Origin of the sequence: Marinobacter sp. OP 3.4, from assembly GCF_036224885.1 — a bacterium.
Lineage (GTDB): Bacteria > Pseudomonadota > Gammaproteobacteria > Pseudomonadales > Oleiphilaceae > Marinobacter.
In genome coordinates, this window is sequence record NZ_JAVVLT010000006.1 from 1 (window position 1) to 12,021 (window position 12,021).

Below are 12,021 nucleotides of genomic sequence, written 5' to 3' on the forward strand. Positions count from 1 at the left end.
GGTAGAAATCGCGCCAGGCGAGAGCGTCCCACTTTGAGGCCATTTTGACGGTCATCTGAGGCGCATAGTGGTTCTATGCAACGAGGATGAGCGCTCAAAAGGGACCAAAGTGGGGCGGTCACAGCGGCGGGACGTTCTGCCGCGCAGACTCCTGGGCCGATGGTGGCGCGAACAACAGGGTGGGATTGACGGTGGTGTCCTGTCACTGGGTGCTCCCTCATACTGCTTGAACTGCCCCAGTGTAGCGGGCACGCCCGGGCCAGCGGATGACGATTTTGTTATACGCGGCGCGCCCGTCAACCCGCGGGCAATGTGAGTACCTGGCTCAGCGGTTCCCCGTCAAACCGGATCTGGTCGTTCCCGGCCAGTTGCAAGCGGCCCTCGCAGAACCAGCGGATAACGATGGGATAGAGCAGGTGTTCCCGGGCCTGTACCCGTTCGGCCAGGGTTTCGGCGGTATCGTCCGGCTCCACGGGGACCTGGGCGCGGGCGATGACCGGCCCGCCATCCAGGTCCTCGGTGACGAAGTGGATGGACACGCCATGTACCTCGTCGCCGGCGTCGATGGCCCGCTGGTGGGTGTTCAGGCCACGGTACTTGGGCAACAGGGAGGGGTGCACGTTCAGCATGCGCCCCTGGAAGGCCCGCACCAGTTCCGATGTCAGGATGCGCATGAAGCCGGCCAGTACCACCAGGTCCGGCTGGCGGCGCTCCATCTCGAGGCGCAGGGCGGCGTCGAAGGCTTCCCGGGAGTCGTAATGGGTGTGGTCAACGGTGAAGGTTTCGATGCCCGCCTGGGCCGCCCGCTCCAGGGCGAAGGCCTGAGGGCGGTTGCTGCCCACCGCCACGATGTCCCCCGGGAAGTTACGCTCCCGTGAGGCGTCGATCAGGGCCTGGAGATTGGTGCCGCTGCCCGACGCCAGTACCAGGATACGGGGTCTGTCCACCGGATCTGCCTGCATACCACTCATCCCCGGACCAGTCCCGGCGCGTAGCGCACCCGGGCGGGCTGGGAGAGGTCGTCCTGGCTTTCAATGGCGCCGATCTGCCAGGCGTTTTCGCCCAGGGCGGTCAGGGTGTCCAAGGCCAGGGCCTTCTGTTCCTCCGGTACGCAGACGATCATGCCCACGCCGCAGTTGAAGGTGCGGTACATTTCGGCATCTTCCACGCCGCCCTGGTCCTGCAGCCACTGGAACACCGCAGGCAACTGCCAGCTGTCGGTATCGATGGCGGCCGTGGTGCCGTCGGGCAGCACCCGGGGAATGTTCTCCGGAAGTCCGCCGCCGGTGATATGGGACATGGCACGAACATCAACGGTTTTAATCAGTTGCAGAAGGTTCCTGACGTAGATTCTGGTTGGGGCCATCAGACTTGAGGCCAGGGTGCCGTCGGCCATGGGCTGTTCCAGGTCGGCTTCTGTCATTTCCAGGATCTTGCGGATCAGGGAGTAGCCATTGGAGTGGGGTCCCGAGGACGCCAGGGCAATCAGGGCATCCCCCGGCTGTACCCGGGTACCGTCGATGACGCCGTCACGTTCCACCACGCCCACGCAGAAGCCCGCCAGGTCGTAGTCATCACCTTCGTACATGCCGGGCATTTCCGCGGTTTCGCCGCCCACCAGGGCGCAACCGGCCAGCTCGCATCCCTTGCCGATACCTTCCACGACGTTGGCAGCCACGTCCACGTTCAGTTTTCCGGTGGCGTAGTAGTCGAGGAAGAACAGGGGCTCGGCGCCGCCCACCACCAGGTCGTTGACGCACATGGCCACCAGGTCGATGCCGATGGTGTCGTGACTCTGGAGCTGCATCGCCAGGCGCAGTTTTGTGCCGACGCCATCCGTGCCCGACACCAGCACCGGTTCGCGGTATCCGGTGGGTAGGGAGACCATGGCGCCAAAACCGCCGAGCCCTCCGAGCACTTCCGGACGACGGGTACGCTTTGCGGTGTCCTTGATACGGTCCACCAGTTCGTTGCCGGCATCAATGTCCACGCCGGCATCACGATAGGTGAGGGAGGGCTTCTGTTCGCTCATGTCTGGGTCAGCCATGTTGGTCGGTGATGTGAGCGCGGGATTTTACCAGTTGCGGTAAGGGGCTCCAACTATGATTGGCGGGATGTCCGCACTTTCCCGGACCCGGCCCCCGGGGGTGGTTGCTACTCAGGGTCTGGGCCATCGTGTATCCTATGCCCCCGTGTATCAGTAACGCAGGGTGAAACATGGCAGTCGAGCATCTGAAGAACCGTCAGCTCCGGGGAACTGTGATCCTGATGACCCTGCTGTGGTTGCTGGTATCAGCCACCGTCACCCATGGCATAGTGGTTGACGGGCTTTACCAGGCCGAGGTGCCTGTTGCCGGTGAGGAGGACGCTCAGCTTGAAGAGGGCTACCGGGCCGGCCTGGAGCAGGTTCTGGTGCGTGTCTCCGGTGACCGGAACGTCATGGACCGTGAGGGCGTCGCGTCGCGGATGGAGAACATTGAGCCACTGCTGGAAAGCTGGCAGGTGGAGCCGGGACCGTCCGGTGAGGACCAGTTGCAGATGGTGTTTTCGGCCCAGGGGGTGAACCGTCTGCTGGCGGATGCCGGTGCCAGTGTATGGGGCGCGAATCGTCCGAAAACCCTGGCCTGGATCGCGGTGCAGGACGGGGGTGACCGGGGACTGCTGGTGGAGACCGGTGACCGGTCCGGACAGGGCTGGTCGGCGCTGATCCATGACAACGCGGAACAGCGGGGTCTGCCCCTGGTGCTGCCGCCGGCAGACCGTGCATCCGACCGCAGCCTGCTGTCGGAGGTCTGGGGGCAGTTCATGGGGCAGGTTTCCCGGGCGTCCTCCGGTATCGAGCACGACCTGCTGGCCGTGGTGCGTGTCCGGCGGAGCGATGGACTCTGGCAGGCCAGCTGGCTATACCAGGGCCGGGGCATCGAACAGTCCCGCTCGGTGTCCGCCGACAGCCCCGAAGCCCTGGCCAGTGCCATGGTGGATGCCTGGGCCGGTGAACTGGCGTCGCGGTTTGCAGTGACTGGCGATCGTATCGAGACCGGTCCCTATGTGAATCTTGTTGTCGAGGGTATTGATTCGCCGTCGGACTATGCCGCCATCAAGCAGGCATTGTCCCGCCTCAATCCGGTGGAATCCGTCGGCGCCACCAGCGTGTCCCGTGATCGCATCGTGTTCCGGGTGGAGCACGCCGGCGGGGTGGCCCAGCTCCAGCAGAATATTGCCCTGGATGAACGCTTCCAGGCACTGACTGGCAGCGGTGGTGACCACCCCAATGGTCGCGACGAAGCCGGGGGAGCCAATGCCGGAACAACCGGGCAGAAGCTGTTCTACCGCTGGCAGGACAACGTGGTCGCGCCGGTGGGGGCGGGAGAGCAGGAACCGGTTTCCGGACCAAGGACCTGATATTGCTAAGGACCTGATGTTGCTAAAGTGGCGATGGATACCCAACGGACTGACCTTTTTCCGGATACTGCTGGTGATTCCATTCGCCTGGACACTGGCAAGCGATCAGTATCGTCCTGCCCTGGCGCTGTTCATCCTGGCGGCGGCCACCGATGGGCTGGATGGTTTCCTGGCCCGGGTCTGCGACTGGAAGACACGCCTGGGGGCCATTGCCGACCCCCTGGCCGACAAGTTGCTGATGATCACCGCCTTCCTGGTATTGAGCGTGACCGACGTGCTGCCCCTGTGGTTGTTCGGGCTGGTGCTGGGGCGGGATCTGGTGATTGTCGGGGGCGGCCTGCTGTTCCACCGCCTGATCGGGCCATTCGACATCCAGCCGAGCCTGCTCGGCAAGCTCAATACCCTGGTGCAGATCCTGGCCGTGCTGGCGGTGATGATGGCGGAGGCGGGTTTCAGCATGCCAGCCAATATCCATAAGCTGGCCTTAGGGGCAGTGGCCTTCATGGCTGTGGTGAGTGGGGCTCATTATGTCGGTCTGTGGGGAATCCGGGCCGTTCGGGGGGAATCGTCATGAGCGGGGCGCAGCTGGCCCTGGGAGTACTGCTGAGGGATGATGCCCGCTGGGCCAATTTCCATGGTGAGCGTAACGCCACGGCGATGTCGCTGATCCGGGGCGCCTGTGGCAGCGACGGACACCCCCTGGTGGTGATCTGTGGCGACGAGGACACCGGCAAGAGCCACCTGTTGCAGGCGGCCTGCCACGACTACGAGCAGTCCGGTCGCAGTGCCGTGTGTTTCAGCCTGGCGGAACTGGAAGAGCTGGGCCCCCAGGCGCTGTCCGGGGTCGAAGCCATGGACCTGGTCGCTCTGGACGATGTGCACCTGGTGATTGGCCAGCCGGACTGGGAGGAAGCGCTGTTCCACCTGTACAACCGGGCCCGGGACCTGGGGCACCAGGTCATGATTACCCTGGACAATACCCCGTCGGCCCAGTCCTTTGGGCTGGCGGACCTGCGTTCCCGTTTCCAGGAGGGGCTGCTGGTGCAGCTCGGCACCTATCGTGACGACGACCGGGTCACCATATTGCAGGCCCGTGCGGAACAGCGGGGGCTGGTGCTGAGTGATGAGGTGGCCGGGTTCATCATGCGTCGCTCGTCCCGCCGGCTGGGGACCTTGCTGTCGGTCCTGGATCAGCTCGATGAGAACTCACTGCGGGCCCAGAGGCGGCTGACCATTCCCTTCGTGAAGTCTGTCATGGGATGGTAAAATAGCGGGTTTCACCCAGGGCGGACGTAGTACGCTCCGCTATTCGTAAGAGGATTTCCCCCATGAGCGCCTCCCACGAGCTGCTGTCCGAAGTGGCCGACCGTCTTCTGGGCATTGAAGTCGAGATGCGCCGGATCGAGGTATGGTCCAGCGAACCACCATCCGATGAAGCCCTGTCCAGTACCCAGCCATTCTGTATCGACACCCTGGAATTCACCGAGTGGCTGCAGTTTGTGTTCCTGGCGCGCATGCGGGTTATCGTGGAGCGGGGACACAGTCTGCCGAGTGTCTCCGGTATCGCGCCCATGGCGGAGGAATACTTCCGGGCCCGGCCCGAGCCCGGCGATGGCCTGGTGCGCGAGCTGGAAGCGATGGACGAGCTTCTCAGCGAGTCCTGATCAACCGTCTGGTCAATTCGCTGAGGGGGTTACTGGCTGTCCGACAGGTCCGGCATCAGCTGGCGGCCCTCACGCACTTCCGCGAACAGGCTGGCCAGTTCCTGGCTGGAGACCGGCGGACAGAACCGGTGTCCCTGTACCATGTGGCATCCCGACTGGCGCAGGAACCGGTCCTGGTCCTCGCTCTCAACCCCGGCGGCGACCACCCTCAGCGACAACCGCCTGGCCAGGCTGATCAGCGTATGGGTAATGGCGGCGGTATTCTCGTCATCAGGAGATCGCTGAAGCAGGCTTGGATCAATCTTGACCTGGTCGAAGGGCAGCTCCCTCAGCAGGGTGAGGGATGACAGGCCACTGCCGAACCGGTCCAGGGTCAGGCCGATACCGATGTCCTTGAGCCTGCGCAGCACCGCCGCCGTCTCCTCCAGCCGGTCCGACAGGATGCGTTCGTCAATCTCCACCATCAGCAGGGCCGGGTCCAGCCGGGTGGCTTCAATGGTGCGTTGCAGTTCCTCCGCCAGGTGGGGGTGGTTATACTGGCGGGATGACAGATTGATGCTGATCCGCACCGGCGAGCCGCTCATGGCCTGGATGGCCCGGGCCTGCAGGCAGGCATTACTGCAGATCCATTCGCCAATGGCGTGGAGCTGACCACTCTGTTCCGCCACCTCCAGGAAATCCACCGGCGACAGCATGCCCCGGCCCGGGTGGTTCCAGCGCAGCAGGCTTTCCAGGGCCACGATCTGGCCGTTGCGGGCGTCCAGCACGGGCTGGTAGTGGAGATCCAGTTCTCCGGCCCGGATGCCGGCGCGCAGTTCCTGCTCCAGGGACATCTGCCGCTGCATTTCGTGGTTCATCTCCTCGCTGAAGAACTGGATGTTGTTGCGGCCAGCCTTCTTGGCCCGGTACATGGCCATATCGGCGTTCTTCAGTAGCTGTTCGTAGCTGCAGCCGTCGTCCGGGGCCACCGTTATCCCGATGCTGGAGGTGATCACCAGTTCGCCGCCGGGTACGGTCACCGGCTCCGTGATGGCCTCCAGGATGCCCCGGGCCACCTTTTCGCAACCTTCCGCGCCGCTGACATGGTGTAACAGCACCGCGAACTCGTCGCCACCGAGCCGGGCAATGGTGTCTTCCTCCCGCACGGTATCCCTGAGCCGCTGTGACAGCGTCTTGAGCAGGGCGTCGCCGGCGTCGTGTCCCAGGGTGTCGTTGATGCGCTTGAAGTGATCAACATCGAGACTGATCAGCGCGCAGTTGTGGCCATGGCGGCTGGCGCTGGCCAGGGCCCGGCGGCAGCGGTCCTCGAACAGCCGGCGGTTGGCGGTGCCGGTGAGCACATCAAAATGGGCCAGGTAATGGAGTTGGTCCTGGGTCCTGCGGATCTCGGAAATGTTCTGGCCGATGAGGATGAGCTGCTGGCGGTCCTCTTCCTCGTCCTGGAGCAGGTTCAGGTTCCAGAGGATGATGTGGTCGGTGCCATCGTAGCCCTGGATGCCGGTTTCCAGGAGTTCCTGGGTATTATGGCCGGTGCCCAGGGTCTTGAGGATCTTCCAGCTCATCTCATCCCGGTATTCCTCGGGTATGAAGGTTTCCACCAGGTTGCGGCCCACGGCTTCATCACGGCTGTAGCCGAACAGGGCTTCGGCGGAAGCGTTCCACTGGCGGATCCGGAAGGTGGAGTCGATCAGCATGATCGGGGTGGCCGCAGTGTCGAACAGCGCCCGGAAATGCCGGGAGGAACGCCGGAAGGAGCGCTCCGCCTGCTGTCGTACGAATACCTCGTCCCGCAGTTCCTGGTTGATGGCCTGCAGCTCCCGGGTACGCTCCTCCACCACTTCCTCGAGGTGGGTTTCGATCCGGCGTCGTTCCCGCAGCAGCGCCCGTACGTAGACAAAGGTGCCCGCCAGCACCAGCATGGCGGGCCCCGCCGACCACATGAAGCGGATCAGCGTCTCCTGTTCAATGGGCACCTTGGGAGCGGTGAGTAGCACAAGTGGGCTCAGGGCCAGCGCCAGTATCACCAGGCTGACCAGGCTGTCCGCCAGTATCGGCAGCCAGCGCTCTTGAAATTGATGGGTCCTGGTTTCTTTCACGTATCCCTACCTGTATCCGGCCTGGTGAGCCGGTCCGATTGTCTCTGGTGTCAGCCCGGGTTGGGGCCGCCCTCGACGTGAAGCCTCATGGATAGATCGACGGCTTCCACATCCTTGGTCAGTGTCCCTATGGATATATAGTCGACACCGGTTTCTGCAACGGGTACCAGGGTATCCCGATTGATACCGCCCGACGCTTCCAGGCGACAGGCACCCGCGACCTTGCTGACCGCGGCTTTCATCTCTTCCAGCGAGAACTCGTCCAGCATGATGATATCGGCACCGGCGTCCAGCGCCTCATGCAGTTCGGCCATGTTCTCCGTTTCCACTTCCACCGGGCGTCCCGGGGCAATCTGCCGCGCCTGACGGATCGCGTTGGCAATGGAGCCGCAGGCGGCGATGTGGTTTTCCTTGATCAGGAAAGCATCCCACAGGCCGATACGGTGGTTATAGCAGCCACCACAGGTGACTGCGTACTTTTCCGCCATCCGCAGCCCTGGCAGGGTCTTGCGCGTATCCAGCAACCGTACCCCGGTATGGGCCACCTGGTCGGCGAACTCACGGCAGCGGGTGGCCACTCCCGACAGGGTCTGCAGCCAGTTCAGGGCCGAGCGTTCACCGGTCAGCAGGCTCCGGGCCGGTCCCTCACAGGTGAACAGGGTCTGGTCCGGTGCCACCCGGTCACCATCCGCCACCGCCCAGGTCACGGTGACCGACGGATCTATCTGACGGAACACCTCATCCACCCAGGCTCGCCCGGCAACCACCGCCGGCACCCGGGTGATCACCCGGGCCTGTGCCCGCTGCCGTTCCGGGATCAGGGCGGCGGTTATATCACCACTGCCGATATCTTCTCGCAGACTCAGGGCAACGGACTCAATACAGGATTGGCGTAACAGCTCTTCGGACAACGGTGTCATCGTGTTTCTATTCCGGTCAGTCGGTCGGGGCCGGTGATTGTATCGGCAGGTGCCTGTGACTGGAAATACCCCGTGCGTCGACCCATGGGTCATTGGGTGACGTTTTACGTCAGTTTTTGCGAAAAGGCGACCAGTTGGACCACCTGTAACACTGAAAATAGGGGCTGGCGTGACGGATTTGTGATGGCGTTCCGCTGTTCACAATCGGTGACAAAAACTGACACATATTGACGTGAGAAGGGCCTATGATACGTGCTAATAAGTGTCAATCAATGTTAAACGGGGCCTGAAGTCATGGCACAGGAAAGCAAGGTAGTCAGTCTCAGAGACGCGCCGGGAGCGCGCACGGAGTTACCCGCTGCCCTAATACGCCTGAGGGATGCCTCTGCACGATCCCTGACCAGGGTCATGTCGGAGTTCTTCGACAGTGCCGACGATGTGCTGTTCGGCATGGCGGACCGGGCGGGGTCCAATCAGGATCAGATCGCCTACTTTGACGCCATGCGTGAACTGCGCCTGCGGCGCAAGACCATGACCAACACCATGCTCCACTGGGTGGCCCGGGCCTTCAACGAGATTGGCCGGTTCGATCCCATGCCCCGGAGTCGCAGTCTGGAGGACGTGGACCAGGACTCACTGACCCTCCTTGATGACAGCGAGCTGGAGCAGAAAGTTGCCATTGAAAGCCTGATCAACAAGCTGGCCAATCGTTACGCCGAGCCGGTCCGCCTGCTGAGTGTCCGCATTGCCCATGTTTCCGGTCATCGTGATCTGGCCGATCGCCAGATGCCCCTGAGCCCGGAAGTGATCTGCACCGGTCTGGGGGAAGCCAGTGGCGAGCTGGATATTGATATCCGTGCCCGGCTGGTGGTCCTCAAGCTCTTCGACCGGCTGCTGCTGGACCGCCTGAGTTCACTCTACAAGGATACCAACCAGATGCTGGTGGCCGAGGGTGTGCTGCCGGATCTCAAGCGTCCGCCGGCGGCAACGCCCCCGAAAGACGCGGCACCGCGCCGTCCGGTGCCGCCGCCCACAAGCCGTGCGTCCGCAGACACCGAACGACCACAAGGCGATGGCCGTGACGAGGCCGAGTCCTCGGTGACCTTCTCCGAACTCACGGCGCTGCTGCATCGTAGTGAAGGCGCCCAGCAAGGCCTGTCCGGTGGTATGCCTGCCGGCGCCGGTTCGGCGCAGCAACTGGATACCAGCGCCCTGATGAGGCAGTTGGGCGGCATCCAGGGGTCCGCCATGACCAGTGAAAACGGTGAAGTGTTGCCCCTGTCGGAGCTGCTGGGCCGGGTACTGGAGCGTGGCGCCGGGCAGGGCGGTCAGGGTCTGCCGGTGAACCAGGTGGACGGCGATGTGATCAACCTGGTGGCCATGCTGTTCGAGTTCATCCTGGACGACCGCCAGTTACCGTCGGTCATGAAAATGCTGATCGGTCGCCTGCAGATTCCGGTACTCAAGGTCGCCCTGCTGGACCGCAGTTTCTTCAATCGCGGCGGTCATCCCGCCCGCAAGCTGCTGAACGAACTGGCCCTGGCCGGCATTGGCTGGTCCCCACGGGGGGATAACCAGCGTGACCCGCTGAGGGAAAAGATTGAAGGCATCGTCGATCGATTGCTGAACGAGTTTACGGACAACGTCGGATTGTTCGATGAGTTGCTGGTTGATTTCCAGCATTTCATGGACCTGGATCGCCGCCGCCGTGAGCTGGTGGAACAACGCCTGCGGGATGCGGAAGAGGGCAGGGCCAGGCACGAGCTGGCCCGTGAACGGGTCGGTAAGCTGCTGGCTGGTGTGCTGGACACCTACCGACTGCCGGACAGGGCCCTGGCCATTGTCCAGGAACCCTGGCGGAAGTACCTGGAGTGGCTGTTCCTGCGGGAAGGGGATAAATCCGGGGCCTGGCAGGAAGCCACCGACCTGACCATCAGGCTGGCCTGGAGCCTGGATCCACAGCCGGTGGAGGAGACCACCCGGGATGACCTGCTCAAGGCCATCCCCGGCATTACCGATGCCCTGCGTCGTGGGCTCCACGAGATTTCCTGGGACCCGTTCGCCATTGACGCGGCCATCCGTGATCTTGAACTGGCCCACGTGGATGTCCTGCAGGGGCTGGTGACCCGTCCCCGCAAGCCGGAAACCGAGGAAGAGCTGCCCAGCGGCCCGGCGGATGAGCTGGTGGTGGCCGAGCCGGCGCCGGAAGCCAGGCAGGCTTCGCCCGAGCCGGCACCGGAACCCGAGGTAAAAGCGGATGACGTGCCTGTCCTGAAAGTGGCGGAAGAGGAGCCGGCCAGGGCGGAGCCCGAAGCCCGCAAGCCCGTCAAGGCACCGGAACCCGCCGCGACACCGGAAAAGGCGTCTACGCCGACGCCGGAAAGTAAGGCTGAAGCCAGGGCGGAAACCCCGGTCCCGGAGGTGGATTCTGTCTGGATGGAAAAGGCTGCCGGCCTGAGGGTGGGTTGCTGGGTGGAGATGCCCCGGGACAATGGCCGTCTGCGTTGCAAGCTGGCGGCGATCATCCGCGCCACCGGCAAGTACATCTTTGTTAACCGCAATGGGGCCAAGGTGGCGGAATACCTGCAGGACGAGCTGGCCATGGCCCTGTCCACCGGCAGCATCACCATGCTGGATGACGGCCTGATCTTCGACCGGGCGCTGGAGTCCATTATCGATAACCTGCGCCATAACCGCCGGGACTGAGGCTCCCTCCTCGCCCTGGCCGGGGCTTTATGTTTCAATTCGGGGTCTGACATTAGCCAATCAGCAGGAATGCCGTGTCCGATCCCGAATTCTCCTACCTTGTCTCTGAACTGCGAACGTCCGGCCGTCTGCCATCCGCCCGCTGGTGTCCCTCACCCAACTTCGGTCCCCGCCCGGACGAGGACGACATCTCGCTGCTGGTCATCCACAACATCAGCCTGCCGCCGGAACAGTTCGGTGGTCCCTATATCGAGGATTTCTTCCGCAACCGACTGGATACATCCGCCCATTCCTATTTCCGGGAAATCGGCGACATGAAGGTGTCGTCGCATCTGCTGATTCGCCGGGACGGGGAGGTGCTGCAGTTTGTCAGCCTGAGGGACCGGGCCTGGCACGCGGGGCGTTCGACGTTCTGCGGTCGGGAGGAATGTAACGACTATTCCATCGGTATTGAGCTGGAAGGGGCGGACCACATTCCCTATACGGAAGACCAGTACCGGACCCTGGTGGAGGTGGCCCGGCAGATCATGGTGGGCTGGCCGGCGATTACCGACGACCGGATCACTGGCCACAGTGATATTGCCCCGGGCCGCAAGACGGACCCCGGCCCGGCCTTTGACTGGGGCTATTTCAGGCGCCTGCTGCAGACGGGGCGCTAGTGCCCCTTGACACGGGTCAGATCGCTGACCGGTGTTGCTCCCAGAGTACTTCCTCGCCGCCATCCCGTCGTGCCAGTACCCTGGCCACCACGAACAGCAGGTCTGACAGCCGGTTGAGGTAGTGGCGGGCATCGGGATTGATGGAGTCCTCATGACTGAGGGCCACCACGACCCGCTCAGCACGACGGCAGACCGCCCGGGCCAGGTGGCACTGGGCAGCGGCCATCGATCCCCCTGGCAGGATGAAGTTCTTCAGGGGCGGCAGGTCGGCGTTATAGCGATCCAGGGTGTCCTCCAGCCAGCGGATGTGCGATTCGCCGATCACCTGGCTGCCGGGAATGGCAAACTCCCCACCCAGGTCGAACAGGTGATGCTGGATACGGCGCATGGCTGCGGCCATCTCGTCGGCGGATGCCAGTTGTTCGATCAGCAGGCCGATGTGGCAATTCAGTTCGTCAGCGGTGCCCATGGCTTCCACCCGCTGGGCGTTCTTGGCAATCCGGTTGCCGTCCGCCAGGCCGGTGGAGCCATCATCGCCGGTACGGGTGTAGATCTTCGACAGTCGGTTACCCAT

General features: G+C 63.4%; 11 protein-coding genes. 6 read left to right on the top strand and 5 right to left on the bottom strand.

The features are described from left to right. Window positions 1–296: 296 nt before the first annotated feature. The gene (purN, locus tag RO069_RS00495; protein ID WP_328184556.1) at window positions 297–962 is read right to left on the bottom strand and encodes a phosphoribosylglycinamide formyltransferase; all 666 of its coding nucleotides are present in this window, start codon (window positions 960–962) and stop codon (window positions 297–299) included. A gap of 5 nt (window positions 963–967) precedes the next feature. Next, window positions 968–2,032 (bottom strand): phosphoribosylformylglycinamidine cyclo-ligase, encoded by a 1,065-nt coding sequence (gene purM, locus RO069_RS00500; protein WP_328184557.1) that lies wholly within the window; start codon window positions 2,030–2,032, stop codon window positions 968–970. A 185-nt stretch (window positions 2,033–2,217) separates the two neighbouring features. Here purM and RO069_RS00505 point away from each other — a divergent pair, with 185 nt between their 5' ends. The 4 genes from RO069_RS00505 to RO069_RS00520 all read left to right on the top strand — a co-directional run bounded on the left by RO069_RS00505 (window position 2,218) and on the right by RO069_RS00520 (window position 5,066). Continuing rightward, window positions 2,218–3,402 (top strand): DUF2066 domain-containing protein, encoded by a 1,185-nt coding sequence (locus tag RO069_RS00505; protein ID WP_328184558.1) that lies wholly within the window; start codon window positions 2,218–2,220, stop codon window positions 3,400–3,402. Between the two features lie 16 nt (window positions 3,403–3,418). Beyond that, window positions 3,419–3,976, top strand: a complete 558-nt coding sequence (locus tag RO069_RS00510) for a CDP-alcohol phosphatidyltransferase family protein (RefSeq protein ID WP_328184559.1) — start codon at window positions 3,419–3,421, stop codon at window positions 3,974–3,976. After that, a complete protein-coding gene (hda, locus tag RO069_RS00515) occupies window positions 3,973–4,668 on the top strand; it encodes a DnaA regulatory inactivator Hda (RefSeq protein ID WP_328184561.1) in 696 nt (231 codons plus the stop codon). Before RO069_RS00510 ends, hda begins: the two co-directional genes overlap by 4 nt. Window positions 4,669–4,730: 62 nt before the next feature. Next, entirely contained in the window at window positions 4,731–5,066 is a 336-nt protein-coding gene (locus RO069_RS00520) for a YqcC family protein (RefSeq protein WP_328184563.1), read from the top strand. A 29-nt stretch (window positions 5,067–5,095) separates the two neighbouring features. Here RO069_RS00520 and RO069_RS00525 read toward each other — a convergent pair whose 3' ends face one another. Next, window positions 5,096–7,162, bottom strand: coding sequence for a putative bifunctional diguanylate cyclase/phosphodiesterase (locus tag RO069_RS00525; protein WP_328184564.1), 2,067 nt, complete (start codon window positions 7,160–7,162; stop codon window positions 5,096–5,098). Window positions 7,163–7,212: 50 nt separating this feature from the next. Next, window positions 7,213–8,082, bottom strand: coding sequence for a carboxylating nicotinate-nucleotide diphosphorylase (gene nadC / locus RO069_RS00530; protein WP_328184565.1), 870 nt, complete (start codon window positions 8,080–8,082; stop codon window positions 7,213–7,215). A gap of 294 nt (window positions 8,083–8,376) precedes the next feature. Between nadC and RO069_RS00535 the strand changes: the two genes are divergently transcribed. After that, complete coding sequence (locus RO069_RS00535) at window positions 8,377–10,788, top strand: DUF1631 family protein (RefSeq protein ID WP_328184566.1); 2,412 nt, start codon at window positions 8,377–8,379, stop codon at window positions 10,786–10,788. 74 nt (window positions 10,789–10,862) lie between these two features. Beyond that, window positions 10,863–11,447, top strand: a complete 585-nt coding sequence (gene ampD, locus RO069_RS00540; RefSeq protein ID WP_442915317.1) for a 1,6-anhydro-N-acetylmuramyl-L-alanine amidase AmpD — start codon at window positions 10,863–10,865, stop codon at window positions 11,445–11,447. Between the two features lie 16 nt (window positions 11,448–11,463). On the opposite strand, the gene RO069_RS00545 is transcribed toward ampD, so the two are convergent. After that, the gene (locus RO069_RS00545) at window positions 11,464–12,021 is read right to left on the bottom strand and encodes a cob(I)yrinic acid a,c-diamide adenosyltransferase (protein WP_328184567.1); all 558 of its coding nucleotides are present in this window, start codon (window positions 12,019–12,021) and stop codon (window positions 11,464–11,466) included.